The following is a 21,251-nucleotide window of genomic DNA, read 5'->3' on the forward strand; positions in this document are numbered from 1 at the left end:
AACTATTTTTCTGGGGGAAAGGATTTGGCAAAACCTCGGCTGACTTTTGTCTTTGCATTTGTCCGCGCGGAGGAGGGGTCTGGGGAGGAATCCGCGCGGGCTGATTTTTGGCACTGGGAATGGGTTGCATGATAAAATAAGTTCATGCTTCTATCTTTCCACAAAGCAAGTTCTGGCAGGTTGACGATATATCTCACAAACCTTTTGATCTCGTTCCATTATTTTATCATCATTTATATAAATTCTGCCTTTCTTTCAAAATATGTTAATGCTCAAGATTTAAGCCTTCTCTATATTGTCGGATCAATTTTGAGCATTGTACTTTTTTCAACATTTGCACAAATTATCAAGCGAGTAGGCAATTACCACCTCGTACTCTTTTTTACTGCGATAGAAGTTTTGGCTTTGTTGGGACTTGCATTTGGGCGAGATGTGAATATTGTCATTACTTCTTTTATTTTATATCTTGCCGTCTCGCCAATCATTTATCTTAACCTTGATATTTTTCTCGAAAGGCTGACTAACAATGAAAAAATAACGGGCGGCGTTCGCGGCATGTTTCTGACCATGCAAAACATCACGCAGGTTGTATGTCCATTGCTTGTGGGTTTGTTTCTCTATGACACGGAATATTGGCGGATTTATTTTATTTCCATCGGGTTTCTTTTTGCTGGCGTGATAGTAATTATTACGCGCTTGCGCCGATTTAACGACGCGCGATACCACCCTCGAACATTGTGGCAGAGCGTTGGTTATGTGCTCAAACATCCAGTTTTATACAATGTGGTCGCGGCGCAATTTTTACTACGTTTTTTCTATGCTTGGATGGTGATATACACGCCTTTATATCTTTTCCAATATATCGGTTTTTCATGGTCAGAAATAGGAACGATTTTTGCCATCATGTTATTGCCATTTCTACTTTTGGAATTGCCGCTCGGTAGAATGGCTGATTCGCGAATCGGGGAAAAGGAAATTATGATTTTTGGTTTCATTCTCATGGCCGTGGCAGTCGCTAGCGTTCCCTTTCTTCCATCCGCACTTGTTCTTTGGGCGGCCGTCTTATTTATTAGTCGCATTGGTGCAGCATGCGTAGAAATAGCTACCGAGAGTTATTTTTTCAGACATGTTGATGGGTCGCTTGCCGACACCATAAGTCTTTTCAGAATGGCTCGCCCGGCAACATATATCGCGGCCGCGGGTGTGGCGGCACTATCACTTCAAGTCATCACTTTGCAATGGAGCTTCCTAATTCTTGCGATAATTATGGCGTGGGGCTTAACCTACGCGTTTGCTTTGAGAGATACAAAATAGAGCGATTATTTTATATCTTTGTCGTACTCGATATCAGAAATATTGTAAGCCTTTCGTTTGTAGAACCACGTAGTTATTTTGTTGGCAAAGTAACCAATGGCCGCGAGCGCGACGAAATAACCAACTCCGAACATGGTGAATTGTGGAATAGAGTTAGTCGTAAAGAGACCGATGAGGGTTGCGCCCACGCCCATCGAGGTGACCACGGTAAGGTTTTTGACTGAGTTTTGCGTAGCTTGTGCTTCCAACGATGAAAAGAGGTCGAGAGCCGAATTGACATAATTTTTAGTCATGACCCAAATCTGCTGGAGATATGCCAACGTATCACCTAGCGTTTCGTAGCGGTATTCAAGCAGAGTAAGAAATCCTTTCAGTTCGTCGTCGCTTTTCACTATTCGCTCGCGGGTATGCAGGTACGTGCCCATTTGGTTGATACGGGCCTCAATGAGATTGATAGTTTTTGCATAACCTTGCACTTTGTCACGAAAACCCCCAATTTCGCCACCCTTGATATTTCCTTGCTCCTTAACCTTGGCGATTCGCTCCCAAATAATTCGATGGAGATTCAGGTAGCGATGGAGTTGACCCTTGAATTCGCGCAAGAATATCTGCTCCTCAATAAAACGCTCGCTGTGGCCTAAATCCTCTTTTTTGATGTGTACAATGTAAAACTTATCCCCACGAAAAAGGTCAAAGCGATCACCTGTAACCTCAAAATACGTTTTCTCATGGAAAGAGTCCATCAGAGCCGTTATCTCTTCGCGGGTAGCGTGCTCAACCACAACGAAGTAAGGATAGACGGTCTTAATGTTCGCTAGTTCTTTTGGCACCGGCGCTCCTAGACTAAAAATATAACTAAACGCTGGCGAAAGTTTTTTCTCGTAATACTCGGTTAATATTTTAATATCAGCAGCCAAATCATCGCCTTGACCATAATCGTGCCTCAACACAATAAGTCCGTCCTCATGGATTTTTAACGAAATGCCGTTGGTGCTCGTAAGTTCAATATGTTCTAGTCCATCAACTTTCAGCTCTGTTGATTGGATATCCAAATTCTGTTGCAACTCCTTAAGTTTTTTCTTGTCGAGCTCTAAGTTAGAATATCCTTCACGTAGAAAATCATATATCTCCGAGAGATGAAGCGTCGTTCGTTGAAACCAGCCGCCGATATAAACTCGTCTAATTTGCATGGTCTTATTGTAGCAAATTTTTCAGTTCTATATCAACCCATTCCCAGTGCCAAAAATCAGCCCGCGCGGATTCCTCCCCAGACCCCTCCTCCGCGCGGACAAATGCAAAGACAAAAGTCAGCCGAGGTTTTGCCAAATCCTTTCCCCCAGAAAAATAGTTTGGCAAAACCGAGTCCGCATTTCGCCCCGCCAACTGCCCGAATACTTGGAGGGCAGAACCCCGAAAGAAAAAACACCCTTTCCTTTTCCAAAAGAAATTTCACCCCCGCCAAACCAGAAATGCGAGGAGTGTTTTTTCTTTCGGGGTTGCCGCCGAGTCCGCGAGGCGGTGGCGGGACGATTCGTCGAGCGTACGATTTTGGTCAGAGCCACCACGCGCTCCGCGCGTGGCACATCAGTCGGGGTTCTGCTGGAAATGAGTCCGAACTTTTTGGTATAATGACCACAAAATAAGCAGCGCCATAGGCCTGTAGGGTTGACTTTTGGGATCGAAAGGAGTAGAATAGGGGGGTAAGCATGAATCTTCGTTTTCGTGTCTCTAGCGGGATACTTAGTAAGACGAATAAGTAAGTGCTTCGGGGTCGTTTTATAAGTATTCTAGAAAAAGAGAAATGAAAAAACTTTACGTCGGGAACCTTCCTTACACTACCACTGACACGGATTTGAAGGATATGTTCTCACAAGCAGGAGAGGTGACATCAGCTGTCATCATCATGGACAAGATGAGCCACACTCCTCGTTCTAAAGGTTTCGGTTTCGTTGAAATGACAAATGACAACGAAGCAGATGCCGCTATTGATATGTTCAATGGCAAAGATATGGGTGGACGCGCACTTACTGTGAACGTCGCTCGTCCTATGGAACCTCGCGAAAATCGCGGTGGTGACAGAGGTGGGGACAGAGGTGGTTATCGAGCAAGATAATCGATCTTTCCACTAATTAACAAAAACCGTCTGCGCAAGCATGCGGTTTTTGTTATAGTTATTTGTATGAAAGTAACCCTCTTTTCTATTTTCTTTTTGGTTGCTGTTGCTGTTCTATATGGTTTTTATAATAGAAGCTCCCTTTTTTCTGGTCATTTTTCTACTTTGAACGCTGGTGGCTCTATTCTTGTGGCTGAAATAGCTAGGACTCCTAAGGCTAGAGAGCTAGGCTTATCAGGTCGACCTCCACTTGTAGATGGGGAAGCGATGCTTTTCGTTTTCGATAAGCCTGGGCCGTATTCATTTTGGATGAAGGACATGTTTTTCCCTATCGATATCATATGGCTCGATAAAAATATGAAAGTAGTCCATATAAAAGAGAATGCAAACCCCTCTTCTTACCCTGAAAAATTCATTCCGAAGAGTCCTTCCCACTTCGTCCTGGAAACTCAAGCCGGACTTGTCTCAAAGCAAGGAATAAAAATCGATGACATTATAAAAGTAGTGGAGTAAAGTGAGTGAAAGCAAGGCTTTTTGGAAGTTTTTTTTGACAAAGATTTGCATCTGTTTTTGACTCCTGATTTTTAGGGTTATCCACACTTTTTTAGATCGAAAAAGATGTAAAATATTCCTCGTATGTCACCTGCGAATATTTTCATCAGTAAGCGCGACGGCACCAAGGAACTATTCAATGCCGATAAGATCAACCGCTCCATTGAGAGAGCTTGCAAGGGCCTCTCCGACCCGATATCCATGGTGGTGCAGATAGCGACTGATACTCGCCTCATGATCTATGATGGCATTACTACCTATGAAATGGATCGGGCTACTATCGATGCCGCAGTGCAGAATATAAAGAACGATACCGAATACGATAAAGTGGCGGTGAGGCTCATGCTGAAGACTATTTATAGGAAAGTGATCGGAGAATACGATGTCGATAGCCCTGAGGACTTAAGAGAGAAGCATCGCGCAGGTTTTATCAATTATATAAATGACGGAGTCACGCTTGGCAGGTTGCATCCTGAAATGCAACAGAAGTTTGATCTAGAAAAACTCTCTAGAGTGCTCGATGTAACACGAGATGAGATTTTTGTTTACTCTGGGCTCGATACCTTGATGAACCGTTACTCTATAAAGAATCTCGAACAGGAATATACTGAAACTCCCCAGTTCTTTTTCATGCGTGTCGCTATGGGGCTCTCTTTTGGTGAGAAGGACCCGACTCTTTGGGCTACTCGATTCTACGACAAAATGTCCAAGCATCAATATATTGCCGCTGGTTCTACAAACCTCGGTGCTGGTACTATCAGGTCCTCACTTTCCAACTGCTTTCTACTTGAAGCTCATGATGATATGAGGCATATCGCCAAGTCAGTATCCGATGTGATGATGCTTTCTAAAGATTCCGGAGGTATCGGCCTCTCGGTGACCAAGTTGCGCGCCACCAATTCTCCTTTAAAATCAAATTTTGGTGGAGCTTCTTCAGGTCCGACCAGTTTCGCTAAAATATTTGATACCGCTATACGGGCCATCATGCGAGGTGGCAAGAAAAAGGGGGCCCTCTGTTTTTATATGGAGAACTGGCATTTAGATTTTCCAGAGTTCCTACACTGGAAACATAATGCTGGTGATGATTATGCTCGTATGCGTACTGCCAATACTGCGGCTTGGATATCCGATGAATTTATGCTCAGGGTGCAGAGAGGGGAGGATTGGTATCTCTTCGACCCTTCCGAAGTCCCGGAGCTGAACGAGCTTTATGGCAAGGCTTTTTCTGAAAAATACAGAGAGTATGCAGCTAAAGCCGAAAGGAAGGAGTTGCGTATGTGGAAAAAAATGCCTGCGAGTGAGCTTTGGAGGCAAATGCTTATTTCCTTACAGACCACTTCGCATCCTTGGATTACTTGGAAAGATCCGATAAACGTAAGAGCCCTGAATAATAATACCGGTGCGATACACATGTCGAATTTGTGTACCGAAATATGTTTACCTCAAGACAAAGAAAACATTGCTGTGTGTAATTTGACCTCTCTCAATCTTTCTGCTCATATTCAAAACAAAGAAATAAGTTGGTCTCGGCTTGAGGAATCAGTACGCTTAGCCATTAGGCAGTTGGACAATGTGGTAGAACTGAATAAGCTCTCCATACCAGAAGCGAACAAGTCTGATAAGGAAAACAGGGCAGTAGGTCTCGGGGTTATGGGTGTGGCTGATATACTGGAACAGTTTGGTATGGCTTACGATTCGCCTCATGCCGCTGATTTCGTCGATAGGATTTTTGAATTTATCAGCTATATGGCGATCGATGAAAGTGCTAATCTTGCAACAGAGAGAGGTTCTTACAAGAACTTTGAAGGTAGTCGTTGGTCCAAAGGAATGGTGCCTATTGACACTCTCAGAGTTCTTGAAGAAGAGAGAGGTAGGCCCCTTACGGTGGATAAAGAAAGTAAACACAAAGGTCTTAATTGGGATCTGCTTAGAGAGAAGGTGAAGAAGGGAATGAGGAATGCCACTCTAATGGCTACTGCTCCTACTGCTAACATCGGCCTTGTTGGAGGTACTACGCCTGGAGTAGATGTACGTTTTGCTCAAATTTTTTCTCGTAACAAAATTTCTGGTAAATATATCGATGTCAATCGCAACTTGGTGAAAGATTTGAAAAACCTTGGCCTCTGGGAGCAAGTAAAGGAGAAAATAATCGAGCATCAGGGGGATATCTCAAATATAGAAGAGATCCCACAACATTTTCGCAATATTTATAAAACTTCTTTTACCACTGATCCGAATGCCGTAGTGGAAATAGCAGCAAGAGCTCAGAAGTGGACTGATCAAGCCCTTTCACGAAATATGTACCTTGAAACCAGAGACATTGATGACACTATGAAAATTTACGCTAATGCTTGGGAAAAAGGCTTGAAGACGACTTACTACCTGCACATGAAGCCTCGTCACACTGCTGAACAGTCGACAGTCAATGTAAATAAGTCACAGAAGATGGGTAGGGTTGGTTTTGCCGCTATTGCCCAGAGGATGGCTGAAAAAGCTAAAGATGAACAGCTTGGCTTTGCTGCCCCTCTCCAAAAATCTCTTGTTCCTGATAATTCTCCTGTCGAAATACCGATTTTTTCACAAGTTACAGCCATTCCTGTTCCAGATCTGATTCCTGCCCCAGTTTCTGTTCAAATTCCTTTAGAAAAAGTTTCCTTCAATATAAAACCTCGAGAAACTGTAGAAGTTTCTACTCCAGTCCAGAAATATAATGTCATCGCTCCTGAGGACCCGGGAGCCGAGAACATTTGTATCGGTTGCGAATAAATTAAAAGTAAGTAATATCCAAATCATGTTAATCGGAAAAGCTAGTCCGGAAGATACTAACCTGCATCCTATTCAATATAAATGGGCCTATGACCTTTATAATCAGGCTGTACGTAACACTTGGTTTCCCCATGAAATTACCCTAAAGGAGGATCTACAAGATTGGGAAAAAATGACTCCCGATGAGCGTCATGCTGTGAAGTTCCTCATGGCCTTCTTCAACCCTGCTGAGCTTATCGTCAACCGCTCTCTTGCTCTCGGTGTTTATCCTTATATCAAAGCTCCTGAATGCCATCTCTACTTGGCCAAGCAAATGTGGGAGGAGGCCAACCACTGTGTCGCTTTCGAATATGTACTTGAGACTTTTCCCTTTGATAAAGAAAAAATATATAACGTCCACCTTGAGGTTCCTTCTATGAAGAATAAAGAGGATTACATAAAGAAATACATGAGAAGAATGACGGAGGTGCTTCTCGATATTGAAACTCTCGATGGTAAAAAAGATTTTGTTAGAAATTTAGTAGCAACAAACATCGTGATGGAGGGCATCTGGTTCTACTCTGGCTTTATGGTGGCTCTTTCTTTCCGCCAGAGGAATCAACTTCGCAACTTTGGCTCCATGATCAATTGGGTCCTCCGTGACGAATCTCTCCATCTTCAGTTTGGTATCAACCTTATCCACAACGTGCTAGAGGAAAATCCAGAACTTCTAAGCGAGGAGTTTGCAACTGAAATCAGGAATATCATTATCGAAGGAGTTGACTTGGAGATCGCTTACAACCGTGACCTTTTTCCAAATGGTATCCTAGGCTTGAATGCTGATTATGTGAATCAATATGTGATGTATGTTACCGACCGAAGGCTTGAGGAGTTGGGTCTGCCAAAGCACTACAATGTTACCAATCCAGCTAAATGGATGTCGGGAGCGACCGATGTCTATGAGCTAGTAAATTTCTTCGAAGCTCAAAATACTTCTTACGAAGTTGATGGTCATGCCCACTCAAACAAAAAAGATGAGAAGCAATCCGATTCCGTTCTCCAGTCCCCAATCTCAGAATAAATAAAAAGTTTGCTATAATGTAGCCAATGATCAAGGTGGCTATTAATGGTGCGGGGAGGATAGGCAGGGCTTTTTTGAAGCTAGCTCTTTCGGAGGCTGAAGTGGAGGTCGTGGCTATGAACGACCTTTGTGACGTGGAGAATATTATTTATCTCTTGAAATACGATACTGCCTATGGCCGGAGCGATTTTTTGCCGATCTTAGCTAAAGATAAAAAATCGATCTCTATCTATGATAAAGAAATAAAATATTTTAGTGAAAAAGATCCGGCCATTTTGCCTTGGAAAGATTTGGAAGTGGATGTGGTGGTAGAGTCGACTGGAGCTTTCACTACTTTTAAAAAAGCAGGCCTCCATATTAAGTCAGGGGCTAAGCGGGTAGTCATCACTGCTCCAGTCAAGGAAGAACCAGCTGATGTTACCGAAGCCACTATCCTCATGGGTATCAATGAAGAAAAATTTGAAACCTGCATTGTAACTTCAAATGCGTCTTGCACTACAAATGCCGCTTCTCCTCTTATACAGATTTTGAATGAGAAGTTGGGTATAGAAAAAGCCATTCTGAACACTGTGCATGGCTATACTGCTAGTCAAAGTATTGTCGATGGACCAAATAAAAAAGATTGGAAGGAGGGCCGAGCGGCTGCTCAAAACATCGTACCGACTTCTACCGGTGCGGCTATAGCTGTGACCGAAGCTATCCCAGAATTAGAAGGAAAATTTGATGGTATATCAATGCGCGTGCCGATAGTAGCCGGTTCCATTGCTGACATCACTTTTATTTCTAAAAAAGAAACCACTGTAAAAGAAATAAACGAAATCTTGAAAGATGCTGCCAAGGAAGACAGGTGGCAAGGTATTTTTACTGTCACCGAAGACCAGATCGTCTCTTCGGATATTGTCGGTTCTTTATATGGCTCTATAGCTGATCTGGGCCTCACTCGGGTTGTGGGTGGCAATTTAGTTAAAGTATGTGCTTGGTATGACAATGAAATGGGGTATAGCAATACATTACTTAGGCATGTGCTCGAGATAGGAAAATATTTAAAATGAAAATATATTTTGCCAGTGATCACGCTGGCTTCAACCTCAAGAATAAATTAATCAGTATGGTCAAAGACTTGGGCTATAATACAGAGGATTTGGGGCCAAGCTTTTATGATCCGAACGATGATTACCCTATATACATAGCCCGTGCGGCTGAAATAGTAAGTCATGATCCGAAAAATTCTCGAGCTATAATACTGGGAGCTTCTGGAGAAGGGGAGGATATGGTAGCTGACAAATTTCCGGCGGTGCGTTCGGCTGAATTTTATGGAGGGCCTCTCGATATCGTCCGCCTTTCTCGCGAGCACAATGATGCCAATGTCCTTTCTTTGGGGGCAAATTTTATCTCCGAAGAGGAGGCTAAGGAAGCTGTAAAAATTTGGCTCGAAACTCCTTTTTCGAAAGAAGAAAGGCACATAAGGCGGCTCGGCCAAATAGAAGAATTGGAAAAACATTTACATAAAAATTTATCAAGCTATGAGTGAAATAGTACCAGCCATAATTCCAAAAAATTTGAATTTACTTAAAGAGCGCCTTCCTCTTGTTGCTTATTTTGTAAAACGAGTTCAGATAGATTTTATAGATGGCAAATATGACGATGATCTGTCCTGGCCTTTCTCGGTAGAAGGTTTGGATGAAGTCGCGAACATGGTTCGTAACGATGAAAAATTTCCTTTTTCGGACAAGGTTGTGATCGAAGCCGATATGATGGTGCTCCACCCGATTGAGTACCTTCCCGACCTCCTTTCTCTTGGAGTGAAAAGTTTTGTCATTCATGTTGATTCTACCGATCATTTGAAAGAATGTATCAGCACTATAAAACATGCTGGATGTGAGGTGGGATTAGGCATCAAACCATCTATTAACAGCGAGCTGTTGGAACCTTTTATCCTTGATGTAGACTTCGTCCAGTTTATGGACAGTGACAATATAGGTCATGTTGGAGTTGAAGTAGATAATTTAGTTCTAACAAAAATAAAAAGTTTCCACGAGATTCATCCTTTATTATTGCTGCAGGCTGATATAGGAGTAAATGCCGAAACTATTCCAGAATTAAAAAAAGCCGGAGTCTCCCGCTTTGTCGCTGGTTCTGCCGTCTTCAACAACCCCAACATAAAAGAAGCTATCGAAAAATTATCTAGTTTATAAAATGGAAACACTTACTCCTGAAAAAATAAAGTTTTTGGAAACCATGGCGAATGAGATAAGAATTTCAATTATTGAAATGCTTGTGGAAGCGGGAAGTGGACATTCGGCTGGGCCGCTTGGCATGACTGACATTTTTACTGCTCTATATTTCCATGTTTTGAAGCATGATCCTAAAAAGCCTGAATGGAAAGATCGGGACAGGCTGGTGCTATCAAATGGCCACATCTGTCCAGTGCTTTACGCTACTATGGCCCATGCCGGCTATTTCTCTCTGGAGGAATTAAAAACATTGAGAAAGTTTGGCACTAGATTACAAGGTCACCCTCATCGGGATTTCCTGCCCGTGCTTGAAACTAGTTCTGGGCCTCTGGGGGCTGGGCTTTCCCAAGCGGTAGGTATGGCCCTTGCCGAAAGGATGGATAACAGAGCTTCTAGTAGCAAGCAGATATATTGCTTGATGTCGGATGGCGAGCATGATGCGGGAAACACTTGGGAAGCAATTCTCCTTGCTGGCAAAAATAGATTACAAAACCTTACCGCCATAGTCGATAGAAATAATATCCAAATCGATGGCTACACTGAAGACATTATGCCCCTCGAACCATTGGCTCGTAAATGGGAAGCTTTCAATTGGCATGTCCAGGAAATTGATGGTCACAATTTTGAAGATATAGTGAGGGCTTTAGGAGAAGCACAGGCTGTGTACGAAAAGCCTTCTGTCATAATCGCTCACACTATTCCGGGCAAAGGGGTAAGTTATATGGAGCGTGATTATCGTTGGCATGGTCAGCCGCCTGGAATTTCCGATATGCCGGGGGAACCTCCTAAAGCCGATCAAGTAAAAATCGCACTGCATGAACTCCGAACCTTAGGTGGCAAGATTAGAAGTGAACACGAATAAAAATGCTAAATCCAGACGCAAAACTAAATCCTAAAATTTTTGATACTGATGTAGAACAGGAGCCAATCCGGAAAGGTTTTGGTGAAGGCTTAGTCATTGCCGCTGATACCGACGCAAACGTCATCGGCCTTTGTGCTGACCTCACTGAATCGACTAAAATGGAAGCCTTTGCAAAAAAGTATCCGGAAAGATTTGTTGAAATCGGAGTAGCTGAACAAAATTTAGCAGGAGTAGCGAGTGGCATGGCCGCTATGGGCAAAGTGCCGTTCATTTCCTCCTATGCCATGTTCAGTCCAGGTAGAAACTGGGAACAAATCCGCACCACTATTTGTTACAACAACAGAGCCGTAATCATTGCTGGGTCACATGCTGGCATCTCTGTCGGGCCTGATGGTGGTACTCACCAAGCTATTGAGGATATTGCTATTACTAGGGTCATCCCTCGTATGGTGGTCATTTCTCCTTGTGACAGTATCGAAGCCAAAAAAGCTACTATCGCTGCGGCTAAAAATGGTACTCCAGTTTATCTTCGTCTAGCGAGGGAGAAAACTCCAGTTATCACCACTGAAAGTTCTCCATTTGAAATAGGGAAAGCGGAGGTGTTGTTTACTCCACCTAATCTTAAACCTGAAGTCCTGATCGTCGCTACCGGCGCTCTTGTGCACAAAGCTCTTAAGGTGGCTCATGAGCTAGAGAAAGAGAAAGTGGGTATAGTCGTTATAAATTTACATACTATAAAACCTCTAGACGAAAAAACGATCATTAAATTTGCGATGCAGTCTGGAGCGGTAGTGACTTTAGAAGAGCATCAATTGATGGGGGGGATGGGTAGTGCTGTTGCTGAAGTCTTGGCTCGCAATTGCCCGGTACCAATAGAATTTGTCGGAGTGCACGATAAGTTTGGTCAAAGTGGCCAGCCAGAGGAGCTACTGGAGTACTATGATATGGATGAGAAAGGAATAAAAGAAGCAGTAAAAAAGATCTTGCAAAGAAAAGTTTAACTACTCTATATTTTCTGTGGTTTGTAATCTTCGGGTGCTTTTTTCAAATAGTCCTCAATTTGTTTCCGGGTGAGGAGTCCTTCCTGAGCCCCTATTTTTTGGACTACTGACATTGAATTGATCGGTCCCCACATCAAAGATTCTTCTAATGTTTTGCCAAGGGCGAGGGCAGCAATCACTGTCGATGCAAAAGCATCTCCTGCGCCTGTTCTTTCATATGGTTTATGAGGGTATACTGGCATGAACCAGGCGTTGTTTGACTCTGAATCGTAGGCATAAGCGCCTTTTATACCATCAGTGATAAATACTTTCTTCGGTCCCAATTTTGCCATCATTTCCATTAATTTTTTGATGTCGTGTTCTTCTGTACTAAGTATTGTCCTAGCTTCCTCTACATTACAGAAAAATACTTCAGTCTGTTTATAAATATTTTTTATTTTTTCTCTGTCCCACTTGATTTGAAATATACCAGGCTGGAAAGCCATTTTTACATCTTTATTTTTATCTAGGTACTCTGATATTTCGTTGTGTAGCCCCACAGAGTTGTCGCCTAGGGAGGTGAGGTAAATCCATTTTGGTTTATTGATCGCAGGCATTTTGTAATGAAAGTCGGAATGTTTTTGCAGAATAGTGCGTTCGGATTCGTACCACAACACATAATGGTAATTGGTCTCTTTATCTGTATTTATTTTTAAGTATTCAGTCCCCACCCCATCTTTTTGGAGCGATTTTTTACATTTTTTACCGTTGTCATCTTTGCCAATATTTGCTATGAGGGCGCTACTCAGGCCTAAACGACTAGCGGAGACAGAAGCGTTGGCTCCGTTGCCGACAGCGGGTATTTCTTTACTGAATTCGAAGGGAATTTTAGCTCCGAAGTCGACACAGAGCTGACAATTTTCATTATTTATATTGCAATGAACGCTGGCATCTTTCAGCCTGATAAAAGCGTCTATAGTGGTTTCCCCAATGGCTAAAAAGTCATAATTTTTCTCCCAAAACATGCTATGATCATAGCATGTTACTTTGTGAATGCATTGCCCAAGCTGAGGAAAAAGGTGTTGCTATTGGCCATTTCAACATTTCAAACATTGAGGGTTTTTGGGCTGTAGTAAATGCTTCAAAAAAACTTAATTTGCCAGTCATAATCGGAGTTTCTGAAGGGGAGAGGGATTTTATTGGTGTGAAGCAGATTAAGGTTTTGGTGGACACTATTAAAGCTGAAGGCCAGCCCGTTTTTCTGAATGCTGATCATACCTATTCTCCAGATCGAGCGAAGCAGGCTATTGACTGTGGATATGACGCGGTCATTATCGATGAGACAGATAAGAGTTTCGATCAAAATGTTGTTATTGTCAAAGAAGTTGTTTCTTATGCTAGATCAAAAAATCCTGAAATTTTAATAGAAGCCGAACTTGGTTTTATCGGCAAATCCTCTAAGGTTTTAGAAGAAGTTCCGGACGGAATAGAAATTGTCAGTGTAGAGGAAGCCATAAAATTTGTTGAAGAAACTGGTGTTGATCTATTTGCTCCAGCTGTAGGCAATGTCCACGGGATGCTTAAAGGAGGCTTGGAACCAAAATTAAATGTACAGAGAATAAAAGAAATAAAAGAAGCTACAAAGCTCCCCCTTGTGCTTCATGGAGCCTCAGGAAATAAGGATGATGAAATAAAAGAGGCAATCAAAGCTGGGATTTCTATTATTCATATCAGTACCGAATTGCGAGTTGCCTTTAAAAAAGGTCTTCAACGTTCACTTTCAGAAAATGTGGATGAAATCGCTCCTTACAAATATCTGCGACTCGCTCGGGAAGAAATGCAAGAAGTAGTCGAAAAGAAACTTTTCCTCTTCAATCAAAAATAACCAAGGGTGACCCTTGGTATTGGAAAATTTGTGGTGTAATTTTATGACAAAAGAAGAGTTAAAAAATAAAATTTCTGAATTGGTAGAAGGAGAAGTTTTTGATGACGAGGAGACACTGAAGCTTTATAGCAAGGATGCATCACTTTTTGAGGTTAGGCCTAGTGTCGTGGTGTGGCCGAAGGGTGCGAACGATGTGAAGAGGGTGGTAAAGTTTGTAGCCAAAAAGAAGAAAGAAGAGCCGGAGGAAAATAAAAATCTATCTGTCACTGTGCGGGCTGCAGGAAGCTGTATGTCGGGAGGATCGCTCAGCGAGTCTATTATTTTAGATGTTTCCAAACATTTAAATAATTTTTCTGTTAGTGCGGACAAGGCAGTGGCCGAAGTAGAGCCTGGAGTTTTTTATCGTGATTTTGAAAAAGAGACATTAAAAAACAATTTGATTTTACCTTGTTACACTGCATCAAAAAATTTATGTGCTCTAGGCGGGATGATCGGCAACAACGCTGCGGGAGAGAAAACTTTGCGTTATGGCAAAATGGAGGATTATATCGAGGAACTGACTGTCGTTCTGTGTGATGGTGAGGAACATACCTTTAGAGCAGAAAGTAGGGTAGAGGCTCTAAAAAAATCACATGAGCACAATTTTGAAGGTGAGATTTACCAATATATTTCGGCTCTGATCGATCGCAATCGGGAAGTGATAAATTCTTCCAAACCTAAAGTATCAAAAAATTCTGCTGGGTATTATTTGTGGAATGTCGAAAGAAACGGCCTATTTGATCTTACTCGTCTTATTGTCGGCTCTCAAGGAACGCTGGGCATCGTGACTAAAGCAAAAATAAAATTGGTTCCAGTAAAACCGAAATCAAAATTGTTAGTGGTATTTTTAAATAGTTTGGAAAATTTGGGAGACATTATAAATGTCATGTTAAAAAAGAATCCAGAAAGTATCGAATCATATGATGACTCGACCATAAAACTTGCCGTTCGTTTTGCACCCGAAATGATGAAGTTAATGAAGGCTAAAAACGCTCTGAAACTATTCTTTAGTTTCCTGCCTGAAGCTTGGATGATTCTAACGGGAGGGGCGCCAAAGCTTATTTTACTTGTGGAATTTGTGGGGGAGAGCGAGCCAGAAATAGACATTCAAGCTAAAGATTTGGAGAACGAACTACGAAGATTAAACCTCTCATTACCAAGGCTTAATCTTCGTACGCGACTTACAAGTGATGTCGCGGATGCGGAAAAATATTGGACTATTAGACGGGAGAGTTTCAATCTGCTTCGCCAACACATTAAAGGTAAAAGGACAGCTCCTTTTATAGATGATGTTTGTGTCAACCCTGTCTACCTGCCACAGTTTTTGCCTCGGCTACGAAAGATTCTTGATGAAGCAAAAATCGTCTATACTATTGCCGGCCATGCCGGTAATGGTAATTTCCATATCATTCCTCTTATGAATATGAAGGAGGAACACAATAGGGAATTAATTACGGAGCTTTCGGATAAAGTTTATGACCTGGTGGGCGAGTATAAAGGTACTATTACCGCCGAACACAATGATGGTATCGTCCGTACTCCTTATTTGGGCAAAATGTTTTCGCCTGAAATGCTTGCTCTTTTTGAACAAACCAAAAAAATATTTGATCCTGATAACATTTTCAACCCCGGCAAAAAAGTCCCTTCCTCGTCGACAGACGGGAGTGGCACTGTGAAGTATATGATGAGCCACCTTGCCAGGGAGTAAGTATTTTGTTATATTTCTCTCGCTATGGTCCTGACACTCAAAGCGGAAAAAAGGAATAAAATTGGGAAATTAGGAGCTCTTAGAAAGGAGGGTATTTTCCCTGCGGTATTTTATGGACATAAAAAGGAATCAACTCCGATTCAGATGAATAAGGCTGATTTTGTAAAGGTTTGGAAGGAAGCAGGGGAATCGACTGTGGTTTCTATCACTATGCCTGAAGGCAATGTCGATGCTCTGATTCACGATGTCAATTACGATCCACTTACTGGTGAGCCGAGGCACGCTGACTTTTATGTCTTTGAGAAAGGTCACAAAATCGAAATCTCAGTTCCTATTGAGTTTGAAGGAGTTTCTCCTGCAGTCAAAGAAAAGGGAGCTGTGCTGGTGAAAGTGCTCCACGAACTCAAGATCAAAGCTGATCCGACAAATATTCCGCATGAACTTATCGTCGACGTTTCTTCACTTATCGAAATGGGTGATCAAGTTTTAGCTAAAGATATCAAATTGCCAACGGGTGTAGAGCTTGAAGAAAATCCTGAAGAGGTTATGGCTTTGGTAACTGAAGCTAAGGAAGAAGTCGAGGAAGTGGCTGCTCCTGTAGACTTCTCCGCTATTGAAGTTACAAAGAAAGGTAAGGCCGATGAAGCTGAAGGTGCTGAAGGCGAAACCGAAGCAGGAGCTTCACCTGCCTCAGAATCTAAGTAATTTTTTATTTGACATGCGTAGCTGTTAGGTGTATAATGCTGGGAGATTTAAAATTTAGTGTCGTTTAGGAATAGGCGACATAACGTTCTTAGAAATAGAGAAGCATAAGGAGAGATTTCATGACAACGACTAATACTCAGGTAGGGGCGGACCTCGAATACGCTCGTCGCAATATGTCCCGTGGTACCGATTTCATCGGGCCACTAGAGATTGAATCGGTATCTGATCTGAAGATGCTGGTACACAAAGTCCCTCCGATCTTTTCGGAGTCGGAAGTTCTTCGTACCCGTTCGCTGGGAGAGACTCTCATCTACCAGCCAGCTGGTATCACTATGCAGGGGATTCATGACATCTGGGGGAACAAGACCTCGGATGACCATCCCTTGCTCTACAAGGTCGATTGGTATTCCGGCGAAAAGTTCTATACCAAGGATACTCTCCGGTCCGGTTGGCGGTGCACCACTCTCGATGTGGTGCTTGGCACTCGCGATGTCGACTACCTCCAGCAGACGGCAGTGCTTGTCGAATATGCCGAACAAAAGGTCTTTCCCGACCACATGCCAATTCCGACGAAGGAGGCGATCAAGGAGTTTCGTTCTCGGCAACTGGACATGGAGAAGCTGCTCAGTAGAGACTGGCAAGAAGGGGCGCGACAACTGGCTCTTCTCACATTCAACCAGTTACATCGTGAGACGCCGGCCGAAGCTCTGTGGCGGGTTGCCCTGCACCAGCGGGTGAATGGTATCCGTCTTTTGCCTGATGGCACATGGACATGGACCAATGCACTGTCCTCGGATGGCTACCTGGTGAACCTCGGTGCTTTCGATTCTGACGGTGTGGGCGTCGGCGGCGACGACCCCGACCGCTCGAACTCCTACCTTGGTGTCTGTTTCTCCCGCAGCGGGTCCTTGGAATCCTGAAATATGGATTCCTGACTGCCCCCGCCCGTTTAGGGCGGGGGCAAAGAGCGCGTCTTTACCGGCGGGCTCTTTTTGTATCCGATTTATTTTTTTGAATTCTGATATAAAATAAGAGTGGCGGCAGTTTCAGCAATCTTTTAATTCGTATCTAGGGCTTTTAAAACATTGTAATTCAAATGAGTTGAAAAAGCATATTTTTGCTATACTTAAGTCCTAATGCAAACAGTAATCCTCAAAAGATTCTGGGTTTTTATTTTTTTGTTACTTTCTAGCTTCTATTTCCTACTTTCTACTCCAGCTAATGCCCAGCAGATGTCGGAGGCTGAAATACAGGCCCAGGAGGCTAAATGGAGAGTCGAGCTTGCGGAAACAGAGGCGGAAATTGCTAAATGGCAGGCAGAGCTGAATAAAACAAAGCAAGGCACAGCTTCACTTCAAGGGGAGTCGGCTAAGCTCCAGGCTAAAATAAACGAGGCCAAAGCTTTTATCAGACAAAGGCAAATACAAATAGAGCAACTTACTCGTGATATCGGGGAGAAAACTCGGGTTATCAGCGAACTGGAAGCAAAAATAAATCGAGGAAAAGAATCACTCGCTTCTATTATAAGAGCTACTAATGAAATTGATTCATATTCTCTGCCAGAAGTAATTTTGTCCAATGAAAATATTTCCGAATTTTTTACTGATGTTGATTCGTACAATACTATCAAGCTTTCTTTGAAAGAAGAGTTCGATGCGGTGAGGAATTTGCAAGATTTGACTGCGACCGAAAGGGAAGCTCTGGATGCAAAGCGAGATGCCGAGGCCGACAGGAAAGCGGCTATAGAAGTCGATAAAAAGAAAATTGAGCGCGATGAGGCTGAAAAGCAGCGCCTCATTACTATAAACAAAACTCAAGAAAAAACTTTCAATCAAATTATCGCTGAAAGGCAGGCCAAGGCGGCCCAAATACGAGCTGAGTTGTTCCGTTTGCGTGATTCTGACGGTATTTCTTTCGGTGATGCCTTGGTCTACGCCAATGAAGCTTCGAGGCTTACTGGTGTCCGTCCGGCGTTCCTCCTCGGTATTCTCCAGCAAGAAAGTAATATCGGCCAAAATGTCGGCTCATGCATCATCACTGATCTTGAAAGTGGGTCTACTCAAAGTGTCAATTCAGGTAAAACATTTACAAATGGTATCCATCCTACTCGCGACTTGCCGACCCTGAAAGAAGTGCTCGAAGATCTTGGCCGGGACCCACTAATGACAAGAGTGTCGTGCCCGCTCTCCATAGGCTACGGTGGTGCCATGGGGCCGGCGCAATTCATCCCTTCCACTTGGAAAATGTATATAGAGAGATTGAAACAAATTCTAGGCACTCATCCCGATCCGTGGAATCCACGCCATGCTTTTATAGCTTCTGCCTCACTCCTGTCTGATTTAGGGGCCTCAAAAGGAGGCCATACTGCTGAACATACGGCAGCGGCCAAATATTATGCCGGTGGCAACTGGAAATCTTCGGGCCAAGGCTATGCCAATAGCGTCATGAAGCATGCCCAAAACATCCAACTCACCATGATCGATCCTTTGGAAGGGTTTTGACTTTAGGGGCTTTGTAGATTATAATGGGGAATAATGAAAACTGATATTCATCCACAATACTATACGGATGCCAAAGTAACCTGTGTTTGTGGTAACAAATTTAGCGTGGGTTCAACTATGAAGGAAATCAATGTGGAAATTTGTTCTGCTTGTCACCCATTTTATACTGGCAATGAAAAAGTACTTGATACCGCAGGTAGAGTAGAAAAGTTTAGAGCTCGTAAAGCTCTCGCAACCAAACTTCCAAAAAAGGCTAAGAAGTCTTAAATGGACATTTCAAAATACAAGCAAAATCCGAAAACTGCCTATATCGCAGAATCTCTAGAACGGCTCTTGAAAGAAGAGGCGGATATTTCTACGCTCTCTCCTGAAATGGCCGACTTGGCTAAGGAGGAGCTTGTCAAAATAGAGGACCAGAAGAAAAATATTATTGACCAGATGGAAGAGATTTTGAAAGAGGAAGAAAAAGAAGACGAATTTCCAAATGAAGTGGTGCTCGAAGTGCGGGCTGGAGTGGGAGGTGATGAAGCCGCTCTCTTCGCTCGCAATCTGGCTTACATGTACGAAAAATATGCCGAAATAAGAGGCTGGTCGTGGAAATCTCTCGATGAATCGGAGAACCCACTTGGTGGTTTCAAGGAAGCCAGCTTCGAAATAAGAGGCAAAGACTGTTATAAAGATTTAAGATTGGAAACCGGAGTGCATCGTATCCAACGTGTGCCTACTACAGAGAAGTCGGGTAGGGTGCACACCTCGACAGCGTCCATCGCTATTTTACCTATGAGGAAAAAAACTAAGATAGATATTAATCCGATTGACTTGGAAGTGACTTTCTCTCGAGCTGGGGGTAAGGGGGGTCAGAACGTGAACAAAGTGGAAACGGCCGTGCGTCTGACTCACAAGCCGACCGGTATTGTTGTTTCCTGTAGGGCGGAAAGAAGTCAAAATGCCAACAGGGAGAAGGCTCTCGAAGTCCTTTCTGCCAAGCTCGAAATTTTGAAGAGGGAAGAGGAGGATAAAAAGTACGCTCACGAGCGCAAAGCTCAGATAGGCAATGTCGATCGTTCTGAAAAAATAAGGACATACAACACTCTTCAGGATAGGATTACCGACCACCGTATCAATAAGAGTTGGCATAATATTGAGGCTATTTTAAAGGGTAATATGCAGGCTATTATCGATGATCTTGCGGAAGCCTCTTAACTTTGCTAATCTTACTCTCGTTATGTCAAAAATTGTAGATGCCACAAATACCCAGAGTAAGCTCATAAGCGACTTGTTTGAGGTCGGCGCGCATTTTGGTTTTGGTAAGAGCCGTAGGCACCCTTCGGTCAGTGATTTCATTTTTGGTTCTAAAAATAAGACTGATATTTTTGATCTAGAAAAAACATCTCAAACTCTCGAAAAAGCTATAGAGTTTGTGAAAAAATTGGCCTCGGGAAAAGGCACTCTTCTTTTTGTTGGTGGTAAGAGTGAGGCTAAGGAAGCTGTAAAAAAGGCGGCGGAGAGTTTAAATATGCCTTATGTTGCTGGCCGTTGGATCGGCGGTAGCCTTACTAATTTTACTGTTATTCGAAAGAGAGTCGATACTATGCTCGACCTCCTATCCCAGAAAGAGAAGGGAGAGCTTGCAAAATACACTAAAAAGGAACGTCTGATGATCGATCGCGATATCGAACGTTTAAATCATTTTTTTGTGGGCCTTGTCAATCTCACTTCTTTACCTAAGGCTATTTTTATCGTTGATCCTAGAAAGGAAGAAACAGCTTTAAGGGAAGCCGTCCAGCTCAAAATTCCAGTCATTGCTCTTTGTGGTTCTGATAACAAAATAAGTGGCATCGACTATCCTATTATTGGTAACGATTCAGCCAGAAAGAGCATCGAATATTTTGTCGAAGCGATCAAGGAAGCTTATAAGGGATAAATTTTAAAATGGCGATTACAACCGAGCAAATAAAAGAGCTCCGCGAAGCAACTGGTGTTTCTGTCATGCAGTGCAAGAAGGCACTTGAAGAAGCGGGAGGTGATATGGAGAAGGCTAAAATCATTTTGCGTAAAATAAGTAAGCAAAGTGCAGAAAAAAAGGCAGATAGGAATTTAGGTTCTGGAGTCGTCGCCTCTTATATTCATGGTGAAGGTGGTATTGGCGCTATGGTGGAGCTCCTATGCGAGACCGATTTTGTGGCCCGCAATGATGAGTTTAAGGCCATTGCTCGTGATATAGCAATGCATGTTGCCGCACAAGCTCCTGAATATGTAAAAATCGAGGATGTGCCGGAGGAGGCTAAAACTAAAGCCAAAGAGCTTTTTGCTGAGGAAATCGAAAATAATAGTAAGGATAAGACTCCAGAAATGAAGGATAAAATAATCACAGGAAAGCTTGAAGCTTACTTAAAAGAAAAAGTTCTTCTAGAACAATCATTTATAAAAAATCAAGATGTTCTTATTAAAGACTTGGTAAGCGGTGCGGTTCAGAAATTTGGGGAAAAGACAGAGATTGGTAGAATCTCTCGATTCAGTGTAAAATAGTTT

General features: G+C 42.8%; 21 protein-coding genes. 19 read left to right on the plus strand and 2 right to left on the minus strand.

Going from position 1 to position 21,251, the window contains the following annotated elements; genetic code table 11:
• Nucleotides 1–144 precede the first annotated feature (144 nt).
• Nucleotides 145–1,314, plus strand: a complete 1,170-nt coding sequence (locus VJH67_03370) for an MFS transporter (GenBank protein ID HEY4516197.1) — start codon at nucleotides 145–147, stop codon at nucleotides 1,312–1,314.
• Between the two features lie 5 nt (nucleotides 1,315–1,319).
• On the opposite strand, the gene VJH67_03375 is transcribed toward VJH67_03370, so the two are convergent.
• The gene (locus VJH67_03375; protein HEY4516198.1) at nucleotides 1,320–2,504 is read right to left on the minus strand and encodes a hypothetical protein; all 1,185 of its coding nucleotides are present in this window, start codon (nucleotides 2,502–2,504) and stop codon (nucleotides 1,320–1,322) included.
• A gap of 611 nt (nucleotides 2,505–3,115) precedes the next feature.
• Between VJH67_03375 and VJH67_03380 the strand changes: the two genes are divergently transcribed.
• The 9 genes from VJH67_03380 to VJH67_03420 all read left to right on the plus strand — a co-directional run bounded on the left by VJH67_03380 (nucleotide 3,116) and on the right by VJH67_03420 (nucleotide 11,902).
• Nucleotides 3,116–3,427 (plus strand): RNA-binding protein, encoded by a 312-nt coding sequence (locus VJH67_03380; protein HEY4516199.1) that lies wholly within the window; start codon nucleotides 3,116–3,118, stop codon nucleotides 3,425–3,427.
• Between the two features lie 66 nt (nucleotides 3,428–3,493).
• A complete protein-coding gene (locus tag VJH67_03385; GenBank protein ID HEY4516200.1) occupies nucleotides 3,494–3,940 on the plus strand; it encodes a DUF192 domain-containing protein in 447 nt (148 codons plus the stop codon).
• 123 nt (nucleotides 3,941–4,063) lie between these two features.
• A complete protein-coding gene (locus tag VJH67_03390; protein HEY4516201.1) occupies nucleotides 4,064–6,745 on the plus strand; it encodes a ribonucleoside-diphosphate reductase subunit alpha in 2,682 nt (893 codons plus the stop codon).
• Between the two features lie 25 nt (nucleotides 6,746–6,770).
• Nucleotides 6,771–7,805 (plus strand): ribonucleotide-diphosphate reductase subunit beta, encoded by a 1,035-nt coding sequence (locus VJH67_03395; GenBank protein ID HEY4516202.1) that lies wholly within the window; start codon nucleotides 6,771–6,773, stop codon nucleotides 7,803–7,805.
• A gap of 26 nt (nucleotides 7,806–7,831) precedes the next feature.
• The gene (locus VJH67_03400) at nucleotides 7,832–8,857 is read left to right on the plus strand and encodes a glyceraldehyde 3-phosphate dehydrogenase NAD-binding domain-containing protein (GenBank protein ID HEY4516203.1); all 1,026 of its coding nucleotides are present in this window, start codon (nucleotides 7,832–7,834) and stop codon (nucleotides 8,855–8,857) included.
• Entirely contained in the window at nucleotides 8,854–9,336 is a 483-nt protein-coding gene (locus VJH67_03405) for an RpiB/LacA/LacB family sugar-phosphate isomerase (protein HEY4516204.1), read from the plus strand. Before VJH67_03400 ends, VJH67_03405 begins: the two co-directional genes overlap by 4 nt.
• A complete protein-coding gene (locus VJH67_03410) occupies nucleotides 9,329–10,000 on the plus strand; it encodes a hypothetical protein (GenBank protein ID HEY4516205.1) in 672 nt (223 codons plus the stop codon). Before VJH67_03405 ends, VJH67_03410 begins: the two co-directional genes overlap by 8 nt.
• A 1-nt stretch (nucleotide 10,001) precedes the next feature.
• Nucleotides 10,002–10,901: a transketolase gene (locus VJH67_03415; protein HEY4516206.1), complete on the plus strand. Its 900-nt coding sequence runs from the start codon at nucleotides 10,002–10,004 to the stop codon at nucleotides 10,899–10,901.
• Nucleotides 10,902–10,903: 2 nt separating this feature from the next.
• The gene (locus VJH67_03420) at nucleotides 10,904–11,902 is read left to right on the plus strand and encodes a transketolase C-terminal domain-containing protein (protein ID HEY4516207.1); all 999 of its coding nucleotides are present in this window, start codon (nucleotides 10,904–10,906) and stop codon (nucleotides 11,900–11,902) included.
• A 5-nt stretch (nucleotides 11,903–11,907) separates the two neighbouring features.
• Here the strand turns inward: VJH67_03420 and VJH67_03425 are convergent, their stop codons facing one another.
• Nucleotides 11,908–12,906, minus strand: a complete 999-nt coding sequence (locus tag VJH67_03425; GenBank protein HEY4516208.1) for a carbohydrate kinase family protein — start codon at nucleotides 12,904–12,906, stop codon at nucleotides 11,908–11,910.
• Nucleotides 12,907–12,920: 14 nt separating this feature from the next.
• On the opposite strand from VJH67_03425, the gene VJH67_03430 reads away from it, so the two are divergent.
• The 9 genes from VJH67_03430 (at nucleotide 12,921) to tsf (ending at nucleotide 21,248) form a co-directional block, all read left to right on the plus strand.
• Nucleotides 12,921–13,766, plus strand: a complete 846-nt coding sequence (locus tag VJH67_03430; GenBank protein ID HEY4516209.1) for a ketose-bisphosphate aldolase — start codon at nucleotides 12,921–12,923, stop codon at nucleotides 13,764–13,766.
• Between the two features lie 43 nt (nucleotides 13,767–13,809).
• Complete coding sequence (locus VJH67_03435) at nucleotides 13,810–15,513, plus strand: FAD-binding oxidoreductase (protein ID HEY4516210.1); 1,704 nt, start codon at nucleotides 13,810–13,812, stop codon at nucleotides 15,511–15,513.
• 24 nt (nucleotides 15,514–15,537) lie between these two features.
• A complete protein-coding gene (locus VJH67_03440) occupies nucleotides 15,538–16,218 on the plus strand; it encodes a 50S ribosomal protein L25 (protein ID HEY4516211.1) in 681 nt (226 codons plus the stop codon).
• 173 nt (nucleotides 16,219–16,391) lie between these two features.
• A complete protein-coding gene (locus VJH67_03445; protein ID HEY4516212.1) occupies nucleotides 16,392–17,138 on the plus strand; it encodes a hypothetical protein in 747 nt (248 codons plus the stop codon).
• 216 nt (nucleotides 17,139–17,354) lie between these two features.
• Nucleotides 17,355–18,719, plus strand: a complete 1,365-nt coding sequence (locus VJH67_03450) for a hypothetical protein (protein HEY4516213.1) — start codon at nucleotides 17,355–17,357, stop codon at nucleotides 18,717–18,719.
• Nucleotides 18,720–18,752: 33 nt separating this feature from the next.
• Nucleotides 18,753–18,986, plus strand: coding sequence for a 50S ribosomal protein L31 (gene rpmE, locus VJH67_03455; GenBank protein ID HEY4516214.1), 234 nt, complete (start codon nucleotides 18,753–18,755; stop codon nucleotides 18,984–18,986).
• Nucleotides 18,987–19,922 carry a PCRF domain-containing protein gene (locus tag VJH67_03460; protein HEY4516215.1) on the plus strand — a complete coding sequence of 312 codons (936 nt, stop codon included), beginning with the start codon at nucleotides 18,987–18,989 and terminating at the stop codon, nucleotides 19,920–19,922.
• Nucleotides 19,923–19,944: 22 nt separating this feature from the next.
• Nucleotides 19,945–20,643, plus strand: a complete 699-nt coding sequence (gene rpsB, locus VJH67_03465; GenBank protein ID HEY4516216.1) for a 30S ribosomal protein S2 — start codon at nucleotides 19,945–19,947, stop codon at nucleotides 20,641–20,643.
• A gap of 8 nt (nucleotides 20,644–20,651) precedes the next feature.
• Nucleotides 20,652–21,248, plus strand: a complete 597-nt coding sequence (gene tsf / locus VJH67_03470; protein ID HEY4516217.1) for an elongation factor Ts — start codon at nucleotides 20,652–20,654, stop codon at nucleotides 21,246–21,248.
• Nucleotides 21,249–21,251: the final 3 nt, after the last annotated feature.

The sequence above is a fragment of the Candidatus Paceibacterota bacterium genome, assembly GCA_036517255.1.
Taxonomy (GTDB): domain Bacteria; phylum Patescibacteriota; class Minisyncoccia; order Phycocordibacterales; family WO2-35-19; genus DATDXE01.

What these genes read in the sequence shown, in the direction of transcription:
- VJH67_03370 (HEY4516197.1), top strand. Translation starts at nt 145, where the DNA reads ATGCTTCTATCTTTCCACAAAGCAAGTTCTGGCAGGTTGACGATATAT.
- VJH67_03375 (HEY4516198.1), bottom strand. Translation starts at nt 2,504, where the DNA reads ATGCAAATTAGACGAGTTTATATCGGCGGCTGGTTTCAACGAACGACG.
- VJH67_03380 (HEY4516199.1), top strand. Translation starts at nt 3,116, where the DNA reads ATGAAAAAACTTTACGTCGGGAACCTTCCTTACACTACCACTGACACG.
- VJH67_03385 (HEY4516200.1), top strand. Translation starts at nt 3,494, where the DNA reads ATGAAAGTAACCCTCTTTTCTATTTTCTTTTTGGTTGCTGTTGCTGTT.
- VJH67_03390 (HEY4516201.1), top strand. Translation starts at nt 4,064, where the DNA reads ATGTCACCTGCGAATATTTTCATCAGTAAGCGCGACGGCACCAAGGAA.
- VJH67_03395 (HEY4516202.1), top strand. Translation starts at nt 6,771, where the DNA reads ATGTTAATCGGAAAAGCTAGTCCGGAAGATACTAACCTGCATCCTATT.
- VJH67_03400 (HEY4516203.1), top strand. Translation starts at nt 7,832, where the DNA reads ATGATCAAGGTGGCTATTAATGGTGCGGGGAGGATAGGCAGGGCTTTT.
- VJH67_03405 (HEY4516204.1), top strand. Translation starts at nt 8,854, where the DNA reads ATGAAAATATATTTTGCCAGTGATCACGCTGGCTTCAACCTCAAGAAT.
- VJH67_03410 (HEY4516205.1), top strand. Translation starts at nt 9,329, where the DNA reads ATGAGTGAAATAGTACCAGCCATAATTCCAAAAAATTTGAATTTACTT.
- VJH67_03415 (HEY4516206.1), top strand. Translation starts at nt 10,002, where the DNA reads ATGGAAACACTTACTCCTGAAAAAATAAAGTTTTTGGAAACCATGGCG.
- VJH67_03420 (HEY4516207.1), top strand. Translation starts at nt 10,904, where the DNA reads ATGCTAAATCCAGACGCAAAACTAAATCCTAAAATTTTTGATACTGAT.
- VJH67_03425 (HEY4516208.1), bottom strand. Translation starts at nt 12,906, where the DNA reads ATGTTTTGGGAGAAAAATTATGACTTTTTAGCCATTGGGGAAACCACT.
- VJH67_03430 (HEY4516209.1), top strand. Translation starts at nt 12,921, where the DNA reads ATGTTACTTTGTGAATGCATTGCCCAAGCTGAGGAAAAAGGTGTTGCT.
- VJH67_03435 (HEY4516210.1), top strand. Translation starts at nt 13,810, where the DNA reads ATGACAAAAGAAGAGTTAAAAAATAAAATTTCTGAATTGGTAGAAGGA.
- VJH67_03440 (HEY4516211.1), top strand. Translation starts at nt 15,538, where the DNA reads ATGGTCCTGACACTCAAAGCGGAAAAAAGGAATAAAATTGGGAAATTA.
- VJH67_03445 (HEY4516212.1), top strand. Translation starts at nt 16,392, where the DNA reads ATGTCCCGTGGTACCGATTTCATCGGGCCACTAGAGATTGAATCGGTA.
- VJH67_03450 (HEY4516213.1), top strand. Translation starts at nt 17,355, where the DNA reads ATGCAAACAGTAATCCTCAAAAGATTCTGGGTTTTTATTTTTTTGTTA.
- rpmE (HEY4516214.1), top strand. Translation starts at nt 18,753, where the DNA reads ATGAAAACTGATATTCATCCACAATACTATACGGATGCCAAAGTAACC.
- VJH67_03460 (HEY4516215.1), top strand. Translation starts at nt 18,987, where the DNA reads ATGGACATTTCAAAATACAAGCAAAATCCGAAAACTGCCTATATCGCA.
- rpsB (HEY4516216.1), top strand. Translation starts at nt 19,945, where the DNA reads ATGTCAAAAATTGTAGATGCCACAAATACCCAGAGTAAGCTCATAAGC.
- tsf (HEY4516217.1), top strand. Translation starts at nt 20,652, where the DNA reads ATGGCGATTACAACCGAGCAAATAAAAGAGCTCCGCGAAGCAACTGGT.